18 protein-coding genes are annotated in these 23593 nt (G+C 41.1%); all 18 read right to left on the reverse strand.

All coding sequences use genetic code 11. The annotated features are described in order from the left end of the window. Window positions 1-9: 9 nt before the first annotated feature. Entirely contained in the window at window positions 10-738 is a 729-nt protein-coding gene (ymfI, locus tag AKG37_RS11960; RefSeq protein ID WP_060699028.1) for an elongation factor P 5-aminopentanone reductase, read from the reverse strand. A gap of 31 nt (window positions 739-769) precedes the next feature. After that, entirely contained in the window at window positions 770-3889 is a 3120-nt protein-coding gene (locus AKG37_RS11965; protein ID WP_060699029.1) for an MMPL family transporter, read from the reverse strand. Beyond that, window positions 3867-4343, reverse strand: a complete 477-nt coding sequence (locus AKG37_RS11970) for a MarR family winged helix-turn-helix transcriptional regulator (protein WP_060699030.1) — start codon at window positions 4341-4343, stop codon at window positions 3867-3869. Before AKG37_RS11970 ends, AKG37_RS11965 begins: the two co-directional genes overlap by 23 nt. Window positions 4344-4497: 154 nt before the next feature. Beyond that, the gene (gene yfmH, locus AKG37_RS11975) at window positions 4498-5790 is read right to left on the reverse strand and encodes an EF-P 5-aminopentanol modification-associated protein YfmH (protein ID WP_060699031.1); all 1293 of its coding nucleotides are present in this window, start codon (window positions 5788-5790) and stop codon (window positions 4498-4500) included. Further along, window positions 5787-7067: an EF-P 5-aminopentanol modification-associated protein YfmF gene (yfmF, locus tag AKG37_RS11980; protein ID WP_060699032.1), complete on the reverse strand. Its 1281-nt coding sequence runs from the start codon at window positions 7065-7067 to the stop codon at window positions 5787-5789. The genes yfmH and yfmF overlap by 4 nt, the downstream gene beginning before the upstream one ends. Window positions 7068-7212: 145 nt before the next feature. After that, window positions 7213-10329 carry an MMPL family transporter gene (locus tag AKG37_RS11985; protein ID WP_060699033.1) on the reverse strand — a complete coding sequence of 1039 codons (3117 nt, stop codon included), beginning with the start codon at window positions 10327-10329 and terminating at the stop codon, window positions 7213-7215. 318 nt (window positions 10330-10647) lie between these two features. Continuing rightward, the gene (locus AKG37_RS11990; protein ID WP_193391714.1) at window positions 10648-11877 is read right to left on the reverse strand and encodes a bacillibactin exporter BcbE; all 1230 of its coding nucleotides are present in this window, start codon (window positions 11875-11877) and stop codon (window positions 10648-10650) included. Between the two features lie 102 nt (window positions 11878-11979). After that, the gene (locus AKG37_RS11995) at window positions 11980-12705 is read right to left on the reverse strand and encodes a GntR family transcriptional regulator (protein ID WP_060699035.1); all 726 of its coding nucleotides are present in this window, start codon (window positions 12703-12705) and stop codon (window positions 11980-11982) included. Between the two features lie 162 nt (window positions 12706-12867). Beyond that, on the reverse strand, window positions 12868-15240 hold the full coding sequence (locus AKG37_RS12000; protein ID WP_060699036.1) for an FtsK/SpoIIIE family DNA translocase: 2373 nt from the start codon (window positions 15238-15240) through the stop codon (window positions 12868-12870). A gap of 110 nt (window positions 15241-15350) precedes the next feature. After that, the gene (locus tag AKG37_RS12005; protein WP_060699037.1) at window positions 15351-15587 is read right to left on the reverse strand and encodes a YlzJ-like family protein; all 237 of its coding nucleotides are present in this window, start codon (window positions 15585-15587) and stop codon (window positions 15351-15353) included. Next, window positions 15584-16312, reverse strand: coding sequence for a ClpP family protease (locus AKG37_RS12010; protein WP_060699038.1), 729 nt, complete (start codon window positions 16310-16312; stop codon window positions 15584-15586). The genes AKG37_RS12005 and AKG37_RS12010 overlap by 4 nt, the downstream gene beginning before the upstream one ends. 120 nt (window positions 16313-16432) lie before the next feature. Next, the gene (gene rnjB, locus AKG37_RS12015; protein ID WP_012010007.1) at window positions 16433-18100 is read right to left on the reverse strand and encodes a ribonuclease J2; all 1668 of its coding nucleotides are present in this window, start codon (window positions 18098-18100) and stop codon (window positions 16433-16435) included. Window positions 18101-18270: 170 nt separating this feature from the next. Continuing rightward, window positions 18271-19137, reverse strand: a complete 867-nt coding sequence (gene dapA, locus AKG37_RS12020) for a 4-hydroxy-tetrahydrodipicolinate synthase (RefSeq protein WP_060699039.1) — start codon at window positions 19135-19137, stop codon at window positions 18271-18273. Between the two features lie 30 nt (window positions 19138-19167). Beyond that, on the reverse strand, window positions 19168-20382 hold the full coding sequence (gene dapG, locus AKG37_RS12025; protein WP_060699040.1) for an aspartate kinase: 1215 nt from the start codon (window positions 20380-20382) through the stop codon (window positions 19168-19170). 92 nt (window positions 20383-20474) lie between these two features. Further along, complete coding sequence (asd, locus tag AKG37_RS12030) at window positions 20475-21494, reverse strand: aspartate-semialdehyde dehydrogenase (RefSeq protein WP_060699041.1); 1020 nt, start codon at window positions 21492-21494, stop codon at window positions 20475-20477. A gap of 139 nt (window positions 21495-21633) precedes the next feature. Beyond that, window positions 21634-22227 carry a dipicolinate synthase subunit B gene (gene dpaB / locus AKG37_RS12035; protein WP_060699042.1) on the reverse strand — a complete coding sequence of 198 codons (594 nt, stop codon included), beginning with the start codon at window positions 22225-22227 and terminating at the stop codon, window positions 21634-21636. Continuing rightward, complete coding sequence (gene dpaA, locus AKG37_RS12040; RefSeq protein WP_060699043.1) at window positions 22224-23126, reverse strand: dipicolinic acid synthetase subunit A; 903 nt, start codon at window positions 23124-23126, stop codon at window positions 22224-22226. The genes dpaB and dpaA overlap by 4 nt, the downstream gene beginning before the upstream one ends. Before the next feature lie 123 nt (window positions 23127-23249). Further along, a complete protein-coding gene (locus tag AKG37_RS12045) occupies window positions 23250-23522 on the reverse strand; it encodes a YlmC/YmxH family sporulation protein (protein ID WP_060699044.1) in 273 nt (90 codons plus the stop codon). Between the last annotated feature and the right edge of the window lie 71 nt (window positions 23523-23593).

Genomic DNA, 23593 nt, shown 5'->3' on the forward strand with positions numbered 1-23593 from the left:
ACACGTTTTTTAACAGTACCAGCCGCCATTAACAGATAAAATTTGACCTGTGATATAACTTGACTGTTTTGAGGCGAGAAACCAAATGACATCTGCAATCTCCTCAGGGGATGCTAGCCGGCCAAGCGGAATTTCTTCTTCCAGCATCGCAATGTCTTCTTGCGTAAAACTTTTCATCATATCTGTCTTGACCGCACCTGGCGAGACTGCGTTTGCTCTAATTCCACTTGGAGCAAGCTCTTTGGCTAGTCCCTTTATAAACGCATTTTGCGCGCCTTTGACCATGCTGTACAGCACCTCACACGATGCGCCCGTTTCTCCCCATATCGAGCTGACCACAATGATATGCCCTGCTTTCTTTTGAATCATGGCAGGTAAAAGGGCTTGTGTCAGCTCATATGGACTTGTCACATGAAGCTGCACCATACTCGCTAATACGGCTTTTTCTGTATCTGTCACTAATCCGACATGGCTCTTACCGCTATTTAAAACAAGAATATCTGGACAAAGCGGCAAACGGCTGACAAGCTCATCTGCTCCGCCCGTTTTAGCTAAATCTGCTTGAACGACGTGCGTCTGAATGTGATATGCCTCTTCTAGATGAGCGGCAAGGCGCACAGCTGCCTGTTCATTTTGGTAATAATGGAGCATTACGTGGCAGCCTTCATGGGCAAGCTTTTTGGCTGCGGCCTGCCCAATCCCGCCACTGGCACCCGTAATCAGCGCCCAACGACTCATAACATTCATTCCTACTTTCTATTTGGGATACCTATTCTTTTCGTTTAAATGGGAACCAGTTTGCTGATCCGAATAGCTTTACCATCACCGGTACGAATAATGGTAGCACAACGAGTGCGTACAGTAAAAGTCCCGTCAGGACAAGGGTTGCAATCTGTAAGAGAGACAGCACACCTGAAGGAAGCATTGCAGCAAATGTTCCCGCTAAAATAACAGCAGCCGACATAATGACAGATCCCATATTCTTCATTGATTCAGTCATAGCATACTGAATGTCTTTCGTTTTGTATTCATTGAACCGCTCCATTAAGAAAATCGAATAATCGACTCCGAGCGCCATTAATATAACAAACCCAAAGAATGGAACAGCCCAGTTAATGCCCGGATATCCGAAGAAATGGGTGAAAATAAATTCTGTTACACCGATGGCTGTAAAGTAAGTCAAAATGAGTGAACCTACTAAGTAGAGCGGCATGACAAGCGAACGGAACAGGATCACCAATATGAGGAAAATACCGATCATCATGTACAGTACTGTCTTATTGAAATCTTGATCTGACAGCTGTTTTAAATCTGCGTTCATACTTGATACACCTGAAACGCCAAATGACGCATCTTTTAGGTTTGTTTCAGGAAGTGCCCGTTCGACAGACGCTTCAACTTGTTTGATCGTCGATAAGGCTTCATTGCCATATGGGTTTTTTTCTAAAATGACATCAATTTTTGTCATCTTGCGATCATCTGACATGTACGAATCAAATACTTGCTTGAATGCTTTATTTTTCAGGACGTCTTTTGGAATAAACCAGCCAGCCATATCTTGATCTGGTGCATTTTTCAGTTCATCTAGGTAGTCACCAGCACCCATTAAACCGCTTGAAATTTTCTCCAGTCCATCTACACTTTTGTTCAGACCATCTGTCAGCTTGGTCAGGTCATCCCCAAAGCCACCAATCTTTTCTTTCATTTGCTTTTGACCATCAATCACTTCGCCAGCTCCATTTGCAAGCTTTGGCATATTGTCAGCTATTTGTCCTTGGCCTTTAGACGTTTGATCCAGTCCATTTTCAACTGCGTCCAAACCAACAATGAGCTGATCAATTTGATTCGTCAAGACTTTTTGCTGCTCTGAAGCTTTTGCGATAAAGGCATCAGCTGCTTCAAGCTGTTTTCTGGCTTCTTTTGCTTGTTTTGCATAGCTGTCTGCCTGTTTGGCCCCTTCTTGCAAGGTCGCAGAAAGTTCACTGTATGAAGCTTTGATCGCTTGATACGATTGATTTTCTTTTACCTGCGGAATTTGCTTCTCAAGTGTACTAAATTGTGTATTTGCTTGTTTGATCAACGCTTTTACATCCGCTGCGGCAGAGGATGACGTATCCACTTGCGCTAAGGCTGCCTTTAATTCTTTCGAAATGCTTTTATACAGCGTAACTTGCTGATTCACTTGCGCGAGCTGAGCTGTTAATTCCTTTTTCGCACCTTTGATTTTCTCTTTAATGGCTGCTACACCTTTTTTATTTTGGTCAATTCCGTCTTGCAAATCTCTTAAAGATTTTTCAACATTTTGAATGCCTGTTTGCACTGATTCTGTACCAGAAATCAGCTGATTAATTCCTTTTCCAGATGATTTGATTTGCGGCGTTTGATCCTCAATGGATTGACTCATTGTCGTCAGGGCATCTTGTATTTTTTTCAAGCCCTCATTGCTTTTATCAAGTCCAGTGTTCAGCTCTTTGGCTTGTGATTTCACGTACAGATCACTTAGTCCTTTACCGACAGGACGGGTAGCACTTCTGACTTTGCTTACACCATCTGTTTGTTCAATCGCACGGCTGAGTTTTTCAATGGCAATCAGTCCTTCATTGTTGTCTAGAAGGTCAGATGATTTCACGACAACTGTTGCTGGGAGTGCTTCACCTGGTCCAAATTTGTCAGAAATGGTATTGAATGCATTGACCGATTCATATTTATTACCTATCTCGTCTAAGCTGTTATAAGAAAGGGTTCCTTTATACATGAGAATTGGCGGAAGCGTAATGATTCCTACGATTAATAAGCTGAAAAGCGGTTTTTTAAATGAAAAACGGCCTGCTGTTTCCCACATTTTTGACTGCGGGTGGGCAATATCGCCTTTAATCGGCCAAAATAACACTTTTCCTAAAACGGCCATAAAGAACGGGACAATCGTGAGAAGTGCCACGATAAGCACAGCAACCCCAACCGCTACTGCAACAGCTGATTTATAAAGCTGGAATTGTGCCAGACCAATACATGTAAAACCGATCAGAACCGCAATACCGCTGAATAAGACGGTCTTTCCTGCTGTTTTATATGTGATCAGAATCGCCTCTATTTTATCTTTACCGTGTGCGATCTCTTCCTTAAATCGGCTGAGAAGCAATATACAGTAGTCCGTTCCAATTCCAAACATGATTGCGACCATAAAAATCTGAGTAAAGGTCGAGAGCGGAAAGTCGAGATATTTGACTAAATAAGCCACGATCGATTGACTCACTAAGTAAGACAGTGCCACTGCAACTAACGGAACGAAAGGCGCCACAGCTGATCTAAAGACAAGAACAAGGACGACGAGAATAAACCCAATTGTAATGAACTCTGTTTTCTTCAGGCCTTCCTGAGAGCTTGTGATGACATCATCATCTATTAACGGCTGACCTGTCATTTCATACTTTAGGTTCAAGCTCTTTAGCTTTTCATTGACTCTTTCTTTAAAATCAGACGCTTTGATTTTGTTTGAGTCATATGTAACTGGAACTAGGAGCGTCGTCTCATCTTTGGAAAGCATTTGTTTTTTGATATCTTTATTTGCTTCAAAATATGAAGTGATGTCCTCTACGTGAAGATCTTGATCCTTTTCTAAAATATCCATTGCCTTTTTTAAAGATGTTTCTCTTTCTTTTACAATATTCTTTTCTTGAAAGACAATGACGATTGATTTTTCTGTATCGCCGTTTTCAGACATTTTCTTTAAAAGCTGATCAGCGTATGAGGACGGATAGCCGTCTGGTACAGAAATTTGCCCTTTTTCTTTTGTTAATTGTGCCATATTAGGAGCAGTGATGAGTAACACTGCCGCTAATACGACCCACAGAATCGTGATCAGCCACCTACCCTTTATGATTGCTCTCATTAGTACTTTGTGCCTCCTCTTCGATGATCACTTGATAGATCTTTTCATATGTTTGAATAAATGATTCCATTTCCTTTTCTTCCAGCTTTTCAAAATAAGATCGAACAAGATCCTGAAGCTGCTTTTCCATTCGGCTGACCACATCTTTTCCCTCTGGCGTAACGTATAGGTGAACATTTCTTCTGTCTGCTTGATCATGTTCACGAAAAATATAGTTTTTCGTAAAAAGACGATTGGTCATGGATGTTACAGCACTTTTATTCACATTACATACATACGCAAGGTCCGTTGATGTACACCCAGGATGTAAATTGATGTATCGAAGCGAGTAATACTGATCAAGTGTCAGCTCTTTATCAAGCTTTTCGGTGATCATACTCGATACTTTTTTCTCCATCATGAGATAGACATCTGCATACCTCTGAATGAGCTGTGCAATTTTATTATGTTCCATACGCTGCTCCTTTTTAGTTTAAGTGTTTAACTATTAAAGAGTTTAACTAATGGCCAAAACAATTGTCAATCAATATCCTTGCGAATAAAATGTTTTTTTCAAATAGACATAAAAAAAGACAAACTCGGGGTCAACAGAGTTTGTCTTTTTACATTTATTTTGTTTTTGGAACGACTTTAAAAACAGACATCCGTTCTTCATCAATTTCTTCTTCCAAAATTTGTTGAATATCGGCTATTTGAATGTGTTCCAGCATGGTTACAACATCAAACAAGCTCATGTCTAAAAATGCATATCGAGTAAATTGGTTTGCAATGTATTCTGGAGAGTTCATCGCTTTTAAAAAGCTGCCAATTTTTTTCTTGCGTGCAAGCTCAATTTTTTCTTCTGTTATTAAGCTTTTTGCTTGAAGAAGGGTTTCTTTTAATACTTTTGCCAGCTGGTCCGGATCATTTGTATCTCCGCCAACTGAAGTGAAGCCAAAGCCGCCTTCTTCCGTATAATCATAGCTGAAAGTTTCATCAATTAAGCCGTTTTCGTACATTTGTTCATATTGTAAGGAGCTTTTGCCAAACAGCGTCTCTAAAATGAGATTCATGCCAAGCTCATGTTTTAGCAGCTGCTTTCCCTTTTTATGCGGATTCTTTGTTTTCAAACCGAACATACATTTAGAGCCTTGTACGTTCATCGGAAGCTCATATTCTTTCCGGTACACACCTTCAGGCTCATTGATGTCTTTTCGTTTGATCTCTGGCTGATCTGTAAATGGTTTTTTTGCCTGATTCGCTCTGACTTGATCTAAAATTTGCTTCGGATCAACAGGACCGACAACAAATAGAAGCATATTGCTTGGGTGATAGAACGTTTCATAGCATTCATACAAATGATCTTTTGTAATAGGAGCAATACTCTCTACTGTTCCAGCAATATCAATTCTGACGGGATGCTCTTGATATAGATTTTCAATCAGACCAAAGAATAAACGCCAGTCTGGATTGTCATCGTACATGTTAATCTCTTGGCCGATGATACCCTTTTCTTTTTCGACTGTTTTTTCAGTAAAATAAGGTTCTTGAACAAAGTCAATGAGTGTCTCAAGGTTTTGTTCGACATTTGAGGTGCTTGAGAATAAGTAAGCCGTTCTCGTAAACGTTGTAAAAGCGTTTGCGGATGCTCCTTGTTTACTAAATGTATGAAACACATCCCCATCTTCTTTTTCGAACAGCTTATGCTCTAAGAAATGGGCAATTCCGTCAGGCACTCGAATCATGTCTTCTTTGCCAAGCGGCACAAATTCGTTATCGACAGAGCCATATTTTGTTGTAAAGGTCGCATAGGTTTTGTTAAAACCTTGCTTTGGCAGCACGTAGACGTCAAGTCCGCTCTCCATTTTTTCGTGATAGACCGTTTCTTGTAGCTGATCGAATTGAATTGTTTTCACTGTCATGAAGCACCCTCCGTTCCTTTAAGAAAGTAGGTCGTATCCCATTCGATTTTCTGACCCACTTTGATGATGTCCTCTTTTGTCACACGGTCTAATGCTTCTAAAAAGGAATCAAGGGTTTCCCCTGTTGGCACAACAGCATGCTGATACAAATATTCTGCTGTCCCATATGATGTATCGATCGTTTCAAGCAGCTGATTTTTGACAACAGCTTTTGTTTGATCAATCGCTTCATCTGAGAAATCACCTTTTTGCATCGCTTCAAATTGTTCTTTAATGATGTCTACTGCCTGCTGGTAGTTGCCAACTTCAATCCCAGACATGACCATCATCAAGCCTTTGAAGCTCTCAAGTCTAGACACAGCATAATACGCAAGACTTGCTTTTTCCCGAACATTGATGAATAGCTTAGAATGCGAGAATCCGCCGAATATGCCATTAAACAAATGAAGCGCCGGATAATCTTCATCTGCAATCGTTGTATGTGTGCGAAAGCCAATATTCAGCTTACCTTGTTTTACGTCCTCTTCATCAATGACTTCTTTTGGTTCTGCCTTTTGCCTTGCTTCTTCAGCATGTTGTTTGACAGGTTCTCTTTCACTTGTATTGAAGTATTGAGAAACCATTCGGCTGATGTCTTGTTCGTCAACATCTCCCACCACATAAAGATCCAGCTGGTTTGATTGAAGCGCCTGCTTATAAGCCTCGAAGAGCGAATGGGGTGTGATGGTTTCGATGTCTTCCATTTCACCATTGACGTGCAGTGCGTATGGTTCGCCCTTACACATTTCCTGCACGAGTCTTAAGTTGGAATAACGCATTTTGTCATCATACACTGCCTGAATTCGCTGTTTTAATGTGCGTTTTTCTTGCTCTACATATAAAGGGCTAAACACCCCATCTTCAACATAAGGGTGGAACAATAGGTCAGATAGTAAGGCAATCCCTTTTTCTAGTAAAGGGGTTTGATCCTTTAAATATTTTTCATTCGCCATTTCCAGGCGGAAGGTAATAATGTGATTCTCACCTTTTTTTGCCATGTCTGCTGAAACAGTTGCACCATAAAGCTCATCAAAATAAGCACGCAATGTGCCTGTTTTCGGCATTTTTTCTGTTCCTCTTAACAGCACATGCGGGAATAGAGAACGCATGGTGACGTCATCTTTGGAAAGCGGTGCAAGCATTTTAAAAAGGATTGTCACGGTTTTAAATTTTTCTGTTTTGACAATATGAGTATGAAGACCAGGTGTGTCTAGTGTCTTCTCTTGTAAGTACGTCATGAGAAACCTCCTTTGTTCATCCTATTTATTATGTATTAGAACATAGCTGATATATACGTGAAACAGCCATTTAATAGACATTATATCAATCAGAGGAAAGGATAGGAAATAAAAACGCCTCTGCTCATAGCAGAGACGCCGGTCGTTATTTCATTCTAAACGGCCACCAATTCCATTTACCGAAAATACGAACCATAACTGGAATAAAGAGCGGTAATACAACAAAAGCATATAATAAAAGTCCAATGAGTACGACCGTTGCAATTTCAACTAGTGATAATACACCAGATGGCAGCATGGCGGCGAACGTACCCGCTAAAATGGCCACAGCAGAAATAATGACAGAGCCCATATTTCTCATTGCGGATATCATAGATGCTTGCACATGCTCTCCCTTCCATTCATTAAATCGATCCATGAGGAAGATCGAATAATCGATGCCGAGCGTGACAAGAATGACAAAGCTGAAAAATGGAACAGCCCAGCTGACACCATCGTAGCCAAAAAAGGTTTTAAAGATCCATTCTGTTAAACCGATGGATGTAAAATACGTTAAAATAAGTGAAAGTGTTAAGTATATCGGCATGACGATTGACCGCAATAAAATAATTAAAATAATAAAAATACCAATTAACATGAAAATGACTGTTCGAATAAAGTCACCGTCAGACGTTTCTTGTAAATCCACATTTAAGCTTGAGATCCCAGATACACCGTATTTGGCATTTTTCAGTCCACTTACAGGTAAATATTGATCTAGGGTGTCCTCAATTTTTGCGACACCTTTCATCGCTTCATTGCTGTATGGATTCACATTTAATATGACTTCAAAGGTCGTTAATTTACGATCTGGAGACATATACGTATGGAAGATTTGCTTAAATTCTTGGCGTTTCAGCACCTCTTCTGGAATAAACCAGCCTGTTATTTCTTCGTCTGGTGCTTGCTGCAGCTGTTTTAAGTAGCCATCAGCCTCGGTGAAGCCGCTTTTGACCTGTTCAAGCCCTTCAATACTTTCATCTAATCCATCTGTTAATAATGTGAGCTTTGATGAAAGCTGGCTAAACCCTTTTTTGATGGCTTTTTGGCCGTCAGTCAGCTGATCTGCGCCATCTTCAATTTTAGGCATTTCTTTAATCAATTGTTTTTGGCCCTTATTTGTTTGATCAAGACCGTCATAAAGTTCATCGAGCCCGTCCATGAGCGCTTGCACTTGGCGTTTTATGTCTTTTTGCTTGCTTGATAAGCTTTGAACCACTTGATCTGCTTTTTTGATCTTTTCTTTAAAGTGAGAGGCTTCCTCTTCATATACACTCATTTGATCCCCTGCTTGATCAAGCATTCCTTTTGTATCTTTAAATACTTTCTTAATTTCTTTATATTCATCCATATCTTTTACTTCTGGAAGCCGATCTTCTAGTGCTTCAAACGATAAATTTTCGTAAGATTGTTTTACTTTCTTAATGGTCGTCATCAGCTGCTGATTCGATTTCGCATGGCGGTCGAGTGTATTTACCATTTGCTTTAGCTCTTGTATCATTGCTTCGCTGCTGCGATATTCTTGCTCTAATTCTTTTTTCGCTTCTTTGATTTCACTTCGAATGGTGCCGACGCCATCTTTACTGCGCCTCACGCCATCTTCTAAAGAGATGAGTGATTTTCTTACTTCTCCGATCCCGCTTTTGATTGCTTTTGTTCCATCAATCAGCTGGTCAATGCCTTGAGCGGATTCTTCGATTTTTGGTTTTTGTTTGAGAAGAGCGAGATTTGTTTCGGTCAAGCCATCTGAAATTTTCCCGATTCCTTCATGACCTTTACCAAGTTCTCCTCCGAGCTCTTTCGCTTGAGAGATGACATAAAGCTGGCTCAGCCCGTCTCCAACAGGACGCGTAACACTTCGGACTGTCTTCACTTCATCAATGTCATTTAATTTACGGGTCAGTTTTTCAATGATGACAATCTTTTCTTGATTATCTAGCTTATTATCACTTTCGACAAGCACATTCAGCGGCAGCGCTTCACCAAAACCAAATTGCTCTGATATCGTATTAAATGCAGACACCGACTCATAATTTGACCCAATTTCATTTAAACTGTTATAAGAAAGGGTGCCGTCGTACATTAGAATAGGGGGCACCGTAATCAGTGCGACTAAACCTAAACTGATCAGAGGCCTTTTAAATGAAAAACGCCCAGCCCATTCCCACAACTTACTTTGCGGGTGCCGAATGTTTTCTCTTTTAGATGGCCAGAATAGAGATTTTCCGAAAACTGACATAAAAAAGGGAACGATGGTGACTAGGGCAATTAGCAGAATGCCAACTCCAACGGCAACACTAACGGCTGATTGGTACAATTGGAATTTAGCAAATCCAATACTTGAGAATCCGACTAACACGGCTAACCCGCTGAAAAATACTGTTTTCCCTGCACATTGATACGTGACGATAATCGATTCTCTGACATCACGACCTTGACCAATCTCCTCTTTAAAACGGCTTAACAGCAAGATACAATAATCTGTTCCTATACCGAACATGATGGCTACCATAAAAATCTGAGTAAAATTAGATAGAGGAAATTGTGTATATTCTACGAGAAAAGCCACAATACACCGGCTGACGGCGTAAGATATGCCAATCGTTATGAGCGGAACAACAGGTGCCAATATTGATCTGAATACAATTATTAAAATAAAGAAAATAAAAATCATCGTGATAAGTTCAGTTTTCTTCAGACCTTGCTGAGAGCTTTTAATGACATCTGAATCCACAAATTTTTGACCTGTCATTTCATATGAGACATGATAGGGCTTTAAAACTTCCTCAATTTGTTTTTTAATCTTCACAGCTTTTGTTTCGTAGTGATCGAATTTGAATGGAACAAGAAGTGTACTCTTATCCTTAGATAAAAGTTGTTTTTGAATGTCCGGATCTACATCAAAATACGAAGTAATTCCGTCAATGTGGAGTTCTGGGGCGTGTGTCGTGAATGCAGCTAAAGCCTTTTTTAATTCCTGCTCTTTGGCAGGGAACAGATGTTGTTCGGAGAATACAATCACACCGGTATCCTTTTTTCCATTATGATCTGATAACCTATCCAGCAGGTGAAGTGCCTCAGCTGTCGGTGTCCCCTCCGGAACCTTTAATTGCCCCTTTTCTCTTGTTAATTCCTCTAAATCGGGCGCGGTCATAAACAGAATCACAGCTGTTATCATCCACACCACTAATACAATCCATCTTGCTTTAATTATTTGCAACATAGCTGCTTCAAGCTCCTTCTCGTTCATCAATCAATTTGCTGTCTTTGAGCGTGTCTGAAGTGCTGACTGCGTCTCCTTCAACGTGCTAATGGCAGGATGACCTATTCAATTGTCCTTTCGTGTTGAAGATACACATCTCCTTCATCAGCCACGAACTCAACTCCTGCCTTAAAGAAAGACAGAAAATGAATGTTTTTGCACACCTCCAATTTGGGATAATTTAAAAGATATTACTATACATTAGTTTAACTATCAAAATTTTACATGTCAATTTATAAAAAAGAAAAAAGATGGCAAAATACCATCTTTTTTCTATATTTAAACCGTGTTCAATTGTTTGCTTTCATCCTCTTCATCTGGCTGGATGAAAAAGAGAACCAAAAATAGTGAGATGAGACTGCAAATGGTCGAGAGGATAAAAACGATTGAGTCTCCTTTATCCATGAGATAAGCAAAAATTGGAGGTCCTAAAGCGACACCGATAAAACGCATACTGCTATAAAATGACGTAATGGTTCCGCACTGCTCTTTTTCAATCCCTTCTGTAATCAGGGCATCGAGTGCAGGCAGTACAATACCGATTCCAACACCGCCAATGCTTAAACAGATAAACAATACGTAAAAGCTGTGATTCCACCATAGAAAAATATAGGATAGTGATAACAAGGCCATGCCTGCGATTAAAAAGATTCTCATTTTCCCTTTTTCTTTTCCAATCGTTTTCCCAGCAATGTAGGAGCTGATTGATAGAAAAAGGAGTGGGATACTAAGCAGAAGCCCTTTTTTAACTCCCTTTATTTGATAAACCGCCTCTAAATTATCCGATAAGTAAAAAAGCACACCAAAAAGAAGAAACATAATAAAACCGCCAATAGCAAAAATGGCATAAAGCCAGCGTCCCTCATGCTTAAATATGGTCTTTGTTGATTTTAAAAATTCTTTAAATGTAGGCGGGTCCTCCTCTTTTTTTGCAGACTCTACCATGAACAGTACCATAAGAAAGCTGATGATCGAAAAGAACGGAATGAACCAAAACGGCACAAACCAAAACCATGAAGCAAGAAGTGCTCCGATGATAGGGCTGAGTACCTTTCCCGCTGTGTTAGAGGTTTCAATGGCGCCAAGTCCCTCACTTACCTCTTCATCATCATGAAACAAATCTCCTATAAATGGCATGACAACAGGTGCTGCTCCAGCTGAACCAACACCTTGAAGGACCCTGCCAAGCAGAATCCACATATAGGGTTCTTTCATGATCGTTGAGGCGACTGCAGCCACAGCCCCTCCAAGTCCTGCAATTAAAAGACACGGCAGCAGGACCTTTTTTCGCCCAATCCGGTCTGACAAATAACCGGCGATTGGAATACATAAGATCGCTACAACCGAATATACGGTAATAATGAGTGAGACTTGAAAGGAAGTGATCGAGAGTGTCTTTTCTATCTCTGGCAATACTGGTATTAACATCGAGTTCCCAAGTGTCATGATTAAAGGCACTGATGATAATGCAATAATATTCTTTTTACTGACTGTTTTCTCGCCCAACATGATTCACCCAATTCTATATACTGTTACGTAATAGTGTGGCATGTTTTACGGGTTTTATGTATGGACAAACAAAAAGCAACCGCTTATAGAAGCGACTGCTTGTCAAAATCGTTTACGTATCACATGAAAGCTGAATTTATCTGCTCGAAAATAATTGAGCGAGTATAAGACCGGCTGATCATCGTGATCATAGTGCATTTGTTTCAATAACAATAACGCCGTTTCCGGGTCACATTCTAGTATCGGTGAAATATGATCATGGTAGCCGATTGGTTCGATGTCAGCAACTGCATATTTAATTCCGCTGTGTGGTTCTCTTCCAAACAACTCAAAAAGCGACTCTTCTTCATGTGTAAAAGAAGTTGGAAGATGCTTGACTGGAATTTTATCTAAACAATAAACAACTGGCTGTCCATCTGCCGTTCGAACGCGTTCCATTGAAAAAATCTCATCAGATTCATCACACTGAAAACGAATGACATCGTTTTCTGTTGGCTCGCCTTCTTGCGAGGATAAAAAGATGGTACCAGGCGTCATATTGACCTGCTCAATCATTTTCGTGACACTTGTCAGCTGTTCGATGCCTGTTGAAAAAAGCGGTCTTGTGTTGACGAAAGTTCCCACACCATGTCTTCTAATTAAATACTTCTCTTCTTCTAGTATACGAAGGGCTTCACGCAGTGTCGCTCTGCTCACACCTAAAAGCTTTGAGAGCTCAAACTCAGAAGGCAGCTTTTCTTTTTCGGCATATACGCCTGTTTGAATATCTTCTTTAATACGGTCAATCACTTTCAAATATAAATGGCGATTGTCTGTTTTAGTCGACATGTTTTCCCTCCGTCTAATCAATGCAAATGATAAGATGAGAAATCTCTATTCCGAGATAAGTTGAACATAACTATATCATGTTTTTGCAAATAAATAAATAGTCTGACATCTAGTTAACATAATGATACTATTGTTCACTTTTTAAGGAAAGCCCTCTTCAACTTATGAAGAGAGCTCGTCATATTGTTCTTTTGAGAGCAGAACTTCTCTCGGTTTACTTCCTTCATACGGGCCGACAACGCCTCGCTCTTCCATTGCGTCAATCAGACGCGCTGCCCGGGTATAACCGATGCGGAATCTTCTTTGCAGCATAGAAACGGAAGCCGTCTGCATGCCAATGATCAGCTCGACTGCTTCATCATATAGATCATCTTCCACAGCTGCAAGTTGATCCTGCGTTTCCTCGCTTGGAATCATTTCCTCTTGGTATTGTGCTTTTTGCTGTGTGATCACATGATCAACCACATGTTCTACTTCTTCATCTGATAAAAAGGCGCCTTGCACACGAACTGGCTTGTTTGCCCCAACAGGTAAAAACAGCATGTCCCCTCTGCCAAGCAGCTTTTCTGCGCCTCCCATATCAAGAATCGTCCTTGAATCGGTTTGTGAGGATACGCTAAAGGCGATGCGGGAAGGGATGTTTGCTTTAATAACACCAGTAATAACATCGACAGAAGGTCTTTGTGTGGCGATAATCAAATGAATTCCCGCAGCACGCGCCATTTGAGAAAGTCTTGTAATGGAATCTTCCACATCAGAGGAAGCGACCATCATTAAATCTGCAAGCTCGTCTACAATGACGACAATATAAGGAAGTTCTGGCTGTTTAGCCTCTTCCGTTTGATTCATTCGTTTAATGTAATCATTGTAGCCTTCAATATTTCTTGTTCCTGTATGAGAAAACAATTCATAGCGGCGTTCCATTTCGCTGACTACTTTTTTAAGTGCCTGCGAGGCTTTCTTAGGGTCTGTGACGACAGGAGCCAAAAGATGCGGAATGCCGTTATACACATTTAATTCAACCATTTTCGGATCAATCATCATCATTTTCACTTCATGAGGCTTTGCTCTCATGAGAATGCTTGTGATAATGCCATTGATACACACACTTTTTCCGCTTCCTGTTGAGCCTGCTACGAGCAAATGCGGCATTTTGTTCATTTCAGCAAGCACGGCTTCACCCGAAATATTGCGGCCTAGTCCAATGAGGAGCTTGGCATTAGGGCGGTCATTTTGCTTCGATTCTAATACCTCTTTTAATGAAACCATTGCAATTTCTGCATTTGGAACTTCAATGCCGATGGCTGATTTACCAGGAATCGGCGCCTCAATTCGAATGTCTTTTGCCGCGAGCGCCAAGGCTAAATCATCACTTAAATTGACGATCTTACTTACCTTCACGCCGACATCTGGATATACTTCATATTTGGTCACAGCTGGACCTAAATGAACTTGTGTGACTTTTGCTTTGACACCAAAGCTTTGAAATGTTTGTTCAAGCTTTCTTGCATTTTCATATATATTTTTCTTATCTGTTTGCTGACCTGAATGCTGCGGCTCTGCCAAAATATCAAGTGATGGCAATTCGTAATCTTTATTTTCAAGTTCAGTAAATGTCATCGGCGGAGCCTCTTTTGGTTCATCAGCTGGATCAGATTGATTCTGTGCATTTTGCACAGAATCTTGAAGAGGATCTGTCTCTTTTACCGCCTGCTTTTTTGGAGCCGGCGGGGTGAGAATGTCATCTCTGTCTGCAAAGCTTGAAATAATCGGCTGGCTATTGTTAGGAGACGGCGTTTCCTCTTCAACGAAAATTAGATCATCTTCGTCCTCTTCTTGAATGCGTGATCGTTTTTTCTTTTCGCCTGTTTTCTGAGAGGACGAGCTCTTTTTCGCCTGCCTGATGCCTTTCATATCTTGAACAAACGCTTTCCACTGCTTCACCATAAATTGTGAGATAGGAAGCAGCACTTTTTTCACCATTTCCTGAAGGGAACGGTTTGTAATCAGTACAATTCCAATCAGCATGAGAACTATTGCCATGATTTGCGAGCCTGCTTGTGCAAATAAGAAATAAGAAGCAGCAAATAATACGGCTCCAATCATGCCGCCTCCTAGATCAGGAGATCCCGTCTCACCTTTTATGTCCATTAAGAATAGCTCAAATGTATTTCTAATCACACTTTGAGAGCCAATGACGCCCGCAGATGAAAGGTGCTGAAAGAGCTTCACATGAGACAAAAGCAAGATACTCGCAATGATGCAGTATAGGCCCGCTTTTCTTCTTGTCAAAATATCTGGGATTTGTTTTTTCCAGAAAATCGTCACACCAAAAAGAAATAATCCGATAAGGCAGAGAATGAACCATTCACCTGCAAAGAATCGGAATAGATGCACAAAGGTTTGTCCAACAACGCCTAGCTGTAAAATGGCAATGATCGCTATGGCAATACAGACTAACCCATTTAATTCATATTTCAGTTTTAGCTGTTTATTTTGTTTTTTTCTCGTTTTCCGTTTTCTCTTTTTAGCCATACTCATCACCTTACTACGAAAGAAAATATAACCTACCGAAAGATCAGAAAGAAAGCAGCCTGGTTTTGGCTGCATCTTGTTGTAAGTTTTCCCTTTATTATAGCATAGAATCATTCATATGAGTCGGTTTGATTGGTGCCTAAATGCAACTTCAACCGCGTGCCTGGTGCAAGCTCTTGATTGAGAAAATCCATTGGATTGGTGCTCATGACTTGGACAATTTCTGCCTCATCTTCTTTCATTTCAACCATTACTGGCACACCTTGAATGTTTACCTGCTGGAGTTTGCGTTCTCCTTGTTCCTCAGCGTAAATGGCTTCATATGGCATAGGGGTATATAAAATCATTGGATCAGCCCCTCGTTTTGAGATGCCCTGTCTCCAATAAGCTCGTTCAGCTTTTTGATCGCTTGTCCTACGCCGCCTACTTCATTCATAAGTCCGTATTCTGCCGCCTCATGACCTACGACATTTGTTCCTATGTCTCTTGTTAAATTGCCTTTTGAGAACATAAGCTCTTTAAACTTCTCTTCTGTAATATCGGAGTGGCTTGTGACAAAGTTAATGACTCTTTCCTGCATTTTATCTAAGTATTCAAAGGTTTGCGGAACACCAATCACAAGACCTGTTAAACGCACAGGATGAATGGTCATCGTAGCTGTTTCTGCAATATACGAATAGTCACACGACACCGCGATCGGAACACCAATGGAGTGGCCTCCGCCAAGTACAATCGATACAGTCGGTTTTGATAAAGAAGCCAGCATTTCTGCAATCGCGAGGCCCGCTTCAACATCGCCGCCTACTGTATTTAAGATGATCAAAAGACCTTCAATTTTCGGGTTTTGTTCAACTGCTACGATTTGTGGAATGACATGTTCATATTTGGTTGTTTTATTTTGCGGTGGAAGCTGCATGTGGCCTTCAATTTGTCCAATAATGGTGAGGCAATGGATATTTGTATCTTGCGGCAGCTGTGGAACGGCTGTTTCACCTAGCTGCTGTATTTTGCTCATAATGCTGTCTTTTTCTTCTGGCTTTCGCTCAGGCTGCTGTTCATTCTTTTCGTCCATTTGTCTCCATCCTTTCCTCAAACTCTTCTCCTATTATGAACAAGAAAACTCTATTCCATCCGCATCCTTCACGGCACATCAAAAAAGCCCAAAGAGCTTATACTCTTTGGGCTTTTCTCATCATACTTCCATAATAATTGGAATGATCATTGGCTTACGTTTTGTTTTTTCATATAGGAATTGATTTAGTACATCGCGCATGGATTGTTTCAATGTTGACCATTCAACAATTGAGTTTTCCGTTTGCTCTTTGACAATCCCTTTAACCATTTCTGTTGCTTTCACAATCAGCTCTTCGGATTCTCTTACATACACAAATCCTCTTGTGATGATTTCAGGTCCAGAAATTAATTGTTTCTTTTGTTTATCGAGCGTAATGACGACAATCAAGATACCATCCTGAGACAATAGGCGTCTGTCGCGCAACACGATGTTTCCGATATCACCAACACCAAGACCATCGATCAAAATGTTGCCTTGATGAACCTTTTCACCGATTTTGACGTTCTGTCCTCTAAACTCAACAACATCCCCTTTATCAATCAAGAAAATGTCACTGCGTTTCATACCTACTTCTTCTGCAATACGAGAATGTGCTTTTTGCATACGGTATTCGCCATTCACCGGAATTAAATACTTCGGTTTTAGTAAGTTCAGCATCAGCTTTAACTCTTCTTGGCAGCCATGGCCAGATACATGCACACGTTTTTGCGCAAAAATGACTTGTGCTCCGCTTCTTGTAAGGAAATCCACTGTTTTTGAATACGTGAGTTCTTGTCCAGGAAGAGGTGTAGATGCAATCACAACAGTGTCATCTTTTTCAATATGAAGCTGTTTGTGATTTTGTTTCGCCATTTTTGTTAAAGCAGCAAGAGGCTCTCCGTGGCTTCCCGCTGTCAGGATGACCACATCGTTTTTCGCCATTTTCTTCACTTCTTGAACGGGTACAAATAATTCTTCGTCTGCTGTAACATAACCAAGCTTAATTGCCAGCTGAAGAGTTGTCATCATATTCTTCCCTGCTACAGCAAGTTTACGTCCATTTTGATTCGTTGCATTAATGATCTGCTGTACGCGGTTAATGTTCGATGAAGATACAGCGACAATCACTCGATTTTCAGCATTGTACATCGCATTTGAGATTTCGTCTTGGACGAGCGCCTCAGAAGGTGTATAGCCTGGTTTTTCAGCATTTGCACTGTCTGAAAGCAGCGCTAAAACGCCGTTATTGCCAATTTTCGCAATCTCTCCGATGTCACAGGCTTGGTTAAGCGCTGGGGTTTGATCAAATTTAAAATCACCTGTGCATACAATTGAACCAAGAGAGGTTTTGAAGCTGATCCCGACTGAATCAGGGATGCTGTGATTCGTTCTAAAGAATGATACTTTTGTTGTTTCAAAAGTAATCACTGACTTCGCATGGACCTCACGTAAATCAGCTTTTTGATTGAAGCCATACTGCTTTAATTTTTCTCGAAGTAACGCAAGGGTCAGCTTCGTTCCGTAGACTGGTACAGACAATTTGCTCAAGCAATGGAATACGCCTCCGATTGCTTCATCATGTCCGTGGGTAAGAAAAATTGCTTTCACCCGATCAGCACGTTCTGTTAAATAAGAGATATCAGGAATGACAACGTCAATGCCCAGCATTTCGTTTTCTGGATGCATTAAACCTGCATCTACCACATATATGTCCGAATCAATCTCAATGACATATAAGTTTTTCCCGATTTCTCCAACGCCTCCCAGTGCAATAATTCTTACGTTCTCTGTATTTTTCTTTTTCAAAATTCTTATCCTCCTAGTCTCAAGCCCGTCCATCATCGCTTAATGCTATTATAACTGAATCTAATTTTAGAAAACAAGATGAAGTCACATTTTAAGAAAGTGTTATGTATAAAAAACGGTCATACTCAGGGACATCTGAGAATGACCGCTTACGAAATCTTTTGTTTTGATCAGCTGTTTAAAACGCTGCTTAAATTCAGTCTCTCTTCTTCTGACAAAGGCAAAAGTGGAAGACGAACAGATCCGACATCTAGTCCTTTCAGCTGAAGGGCTGTTTTGACAGGTGTTGGATTTGGCGCTGAGAAAAGCTGTTTCATGATTGGAAGCAGCTTTTGATGGATTAATGCGGCATTGGCTGTTTGACCTGAAGCATAGCTTTTCAGCATTTGCTGCATATCCAGTCCTACGATATGAGACGCAACAGAGACAACTCCCTTTGCACCAACAGATACAGCAGGAAGTGTTAAGCTGTCGTCACCAGAATATACGTCGAAATCTTCTGGCGTCTCTGCAATAATTTTAGTCATGGCATCAAGATCGCCGCTTGCTTCTTTGATTGCGACAATGTTTGGAATTTCCGCAAGCTTAATTGTTGTTTCTGGCGCTAATGACGCAGCCGTTCTTCCAGGTACATTGTAAAGCATGACAGGAAGAGATGTAGACTCGGCAATTGCTTTAAAGTGTGCATACATGCCTTCCTGTGATGGCTTGTTGTAGTAAGGTACGACAAGCATCACTGCATCAACGCCCGCTTCTTCTGCTTTTTTCGTTAGTTTGATAGACGCATTTGTGTTATTACTGCCTGTTCCTGCAATGATTTTACAACGACCATTTGCTAATTTTACCGATTGCTGAAAAAGAGCAACTTTTTCTTCAGTCGATAAAGTTGGCGATTCGCCTGTTGTCCCTGCAACGACTAAAGAGTCACTGCCGTTTTTTAATAAGTAATCAATGAGAATTGATAGCTTTTGGAAATCGATGTTGCCCTTTTTATCAAAAGGTGTAATCATAGCTGTTGCGATATTTCCGAAATTCATTTTTTTCACCTCATCATGATTCAATCACATTTATCTTGAAAGTTCAAACACTTCATGCAGGGCATTAACAGCTGCTCTCATGTTTTCTTCGTTCACTAACACCCAAATGGTCGTATGACTGTCAGCCGATTGTAAAATCGGAATATTTTGCTCAGATAGTGCCGATACAATTTTAGATGTGACACCTGGTACACCCATAATGCCTGCGCCAACAGCTGATACTTTCGCACAATTTGTTGTCACAATTGGTGTATAGCCAAGGTCTTTTAAGATGGATGTCGCCTTTTCAGTCATTGCACCTGTCACTGTATACACAATTTCACTCGGTGTGATGTTGAAGAAGTCGACACTGATTTTTGCATTTGCCATTGCTTTGAAGACCTCTGTTTGTACACTGTACTGTCCTTCTTTTGCAGGGACTTTAATTTGCGTCACATCATTGACATGTGCGATACCAGTTATGAGGCGGTCATACACATCATGGCTCATTTTATCTGAGTAGTGTGAAGTCACAAGTGTGCCCTCATCATCAGAGTATGTTGAACGGACCCTCATTGGTACTTTTGCTTGCATGGCAATTTCGACAGCTCTCGGGTGAATGACTTTTGCCCCTTGATATGCAAGGTTGCAAATTTCTGTATATGTCACGACTCGAAGCGGCTTTGCATTTTCAACAATGCGGGGATCTGCTGTCATAACACCTTCTACATCTGTAAAAATATCAATAAAGTCTGCCTGCAATGCAGCGCCTAAAGCAGCTGCGGACGTATCACTGCCACCTCGTCCGATTGTTGTCACGTCTCCATTTTTCGCGGCTCCTTGGAACCCAGCGACAACGACAACATCATGTTCAGACAGTGCCGCCTCCAGACGTTCGCACTTCATGTCAATAATTTTCGCACTTGTATGCTCCTTATCTGTCACAAAGCCCGCCTGAGCTCCAGTCATCGCTACAGCCTTTAGACCGTTTTCATTCAGCATACTTGAAAATACAACAGCTGATATATTCTCTCCGCAAGAAACAAGCAAGTCTTTTTCTCGGTTTGTCATATGCTGCGCGCTGCCATAAAGCAGACCAAGCAACGTATCTGTCGCATAAGGATCACCTTTTCGTCCCATTGCTGAAACGACGACAACCGACTTATAGCCTTTCTCTTTTGCAGATAAGATATGTGCAAGTGCCCTTTTTCTACCTTGATCATCTTTGACAGATGTACCGCCAAATTTTTGGACAATTATTTTCACTGTTTTCACTCCAAGTTCATTCTGACGTAACAGAAGAGAGCAGGCGAAAGATGCCTCACTCTCTTCTGTTCGTCCTCATCATCCATTGAATGTTAAACTAATTTTAATGCTTTTAAGCTTTCTGCGATTTGAACGGAGTTCCATGCAGCGCCTTTTAGCAGGTTATCAGATACAATCCACATATGGAACCCATTTGGACGGTCCAAATCTTTCCTAATGCGGCCGACAAATACGTCGTTTTTCCCAACAGCATCTGCAGGCATTGGATAAATTTGTTGAGACGGATCATCTTGCAACGTAATTCCTGGCGCATCTTTTAGAATTGATTTGAGGTCTTCAACTGTTGCATCATTTGATTCTAGTTCGACGTAGACAGATTCTGAATGACCCGTTTCAATAGGAAGTCTCACACATGTTGCCGCTACTTCCAGCTCTGGCATGTGCATGATTTTTTTCGTTTCGTTGATCATTTTCATTTCTTCGAATGTATAACCATTGTCTTGGAATTTATCAATTTGCGGAATCGCATTAAAAGCAATTTGATAAGGCATGACTTCTGGTGTTACATCTTCTTTATTTAAAATGGCTTGTGATTGGCTGTATAGTTCGTCAATAGCCTCATGTCCAGCACCTGATACTGCTTGATACGTAGACACAATGACTTTTTTTATTCCATACGCCTGACGAAGCGGTTCTAATGCCGCTACCATTTGAATCGTTGAACAGTTAGGGTTTGCAATGATCCCTTGATGGTCATGCAAATCTTTTTCGTTTACCTCTGGTACGACAAGAGGGATGTTTTCGTCCATACGAAAAGCACTTGTGTTGTCTACAACGATCGCGCCTCGTTTGACTGCTTCAGGAGCTAGCGCTTTGGAAACATTTCCTCCAGCACTAAATAATGCAATGTTGACTCCTTCAAAGCTCTCAGGTGTTGCTTCCTGAACAGTGTACTCTTGACCTCTGAATGTCACTTTTGTTCCAGCAGAACGTTTTGAGGATAGTAAAGTAAGTGTATCCATTTCAAAATCTCTGTCAGCTAGTGTTTTTAACATTTGTTGACCGACAGCTCCAGTCGCTCCAACTACAGCTACATGCAATCCTCTTCCCATCAGTAAAACTCCTTCCGACCCATCCATGATTCTTTTCTTTCGGATGGCCATCCTATGACTTTTTACATTTTATTTTACCATAGAAAAGCAAGGCTTGAATCATCTTTTTTGAATCTTTCATGATTTTCTAGTGAAACAATTATTCGTTTGGTCCAATTAAAATTGGCTGAATTTGTCTATGCTGGAGCGCTTCTTCTACTGTTTGAGAAAGCAGATCCATGTTTGCTACCATGGAGGTCGGTTTTTTGAATGGATCGTCCTGACCAAATGGAATAAAGAAAATGTTTTTTGTCGACATCAGCCTCATCAAATTTGTACCATTTAAGCCAAGCGCGTCGTTTGTCGAGATTCCTAAAACAACAGGACGATGATTTCGAATGGTTGCTTTAGCCGCCATTAAAACTGGACTGTCTGTCATGGCATTTGCAAATTTCGCCATTGAGTTCCCTGTTAAAGGAGCAATGACCATACAATCAAGTGGCAGCTCAGGTCCGAGCGGCTCTGCTTTCACAATAGAGTCAATCGCTTGAAATCCAGTCAGCTTCTCAATCCGCTCAATCCAGTCCGCCCCATCTCCAAATCTCGTATTCGTGCTCTGCACGGTGTGCGACACCACTGGACGTACTTCTGCCCCTGCTTTTACAAGTGCTTCAATTTGCGGAAAAACAGCTTCATACGTACAATGGGAACCTGTTATACCAAAGCCGATTCTTTTCCCTTTAAATGTTGTCATGATTCCATCCCCCTTATTTCCTCCGCAAGTTCACATAAAAGTCCGGAGAGCACTTTTGCAATGATTTGTCCTGCTGTCTTTGGTGCAACAATCCCTGGGAGACCTGGTGCAAGAAGTGCTTTCACTCCGTGCTTTTGTGCAAAATCAAAATCTGTTCCGCCTGGGCGGGAAGCAATATCCAAAATGAGTGTCTTTGGTGTCATGCTGACGATAACAGATGAATCTAAAACGAGGCTTGGAATGGTATTAATAATAATATCAACGTCCGTTACTTCTTCTTTTAAACGATCCATTGAAAATGGATGAAGACCCATCTCGAAGGCCCGCGCTAAATGTGCTGTATCTGCCGCGCCTACTTTTACGTCCGCACCTAGTGCCCGAAATGTGCGAGCAATGGTGAGTCCTGTTCTTCCAAGTCCGAGAACAGCGACATGAGATCCATGAATCGTATAGTCCGTTTGCTGAATGGCCATCATGATAATCCCTTCAACTGTTGGAATTGAGTTATATATGGCAATATCATCTCGCTCAAACAGCTTCACAAGCTTCCGGTTCACCTGCTTTGCCAGATTGTCTAAGTACGTGTTAGAAATACCTGAATACAAGGTACAATGGGCAGGGGTTCTTTCTAAATATTCCGCTTCAAGCACGACCTGCTCATTTGAGAAGACTGTAGCAACTACGCCTTCATCCGTTGCTCCTGATACTGGCAGGATCAAACTGTCTACCTGTTCGAATGGAAGTTCAGACATTTTCAGCTTTTCTGCACCGATAAATCCGTGATCCAGCTGATCAAATCCGACCAAAAACACTTTGGCATGCTGCTGTGACAGCTTGCGAATAATTTCGAGCTGCCTTGCATCTCCCCCGATCACCGCAACCGTTAAACCGCTCAACATACTGACCGTTCACCTTCTTTATTTAAAAAAGTCTGTAATATTTTCTGAATCTCCCTTTCAGCATATGAGGAGAGGATTCAGCCTGTGACCAAATCAAGGAGAGAAAAGAAAAAGAGCACCCGTTTATGATGGGTGCTCTTTTTCTCCGTGCGGCTGAAGGTCTTCAGGCACATCAAGAATGATCATATCTGATCCTATTTTTTGAATGTGATTCCACGGAACGCGGATGTCATTACCTTGTTTTCGAAAGCCAAACCACTTCACGGAAGGTATAATGAGTGCTGTTATTTGACCGTCCTGTTCATTGATTTCAAGGTCGGTTTGTCCAAGCACGCCAAGCCGCTCCGCTCTTTTGATATCGACGATCTCTTTTCCTGACAGCTCACTCAGCCTCAAAATCGCATCACTCCCCTTCCATATCATATATGCATCAAAAATAATAAATAGACCGTTCCGCTCTTTTCAAG

Origin of the sequence: Bacillus australimaris (assembly GCF_001307105.1) — a bacterium.
Taxonomy (GTDB): domain Bacteria; phylum Bacillota; class Bacilli; order Bacillales; family Bacillaceae; genus Bacillus; species Bacillus australimaris.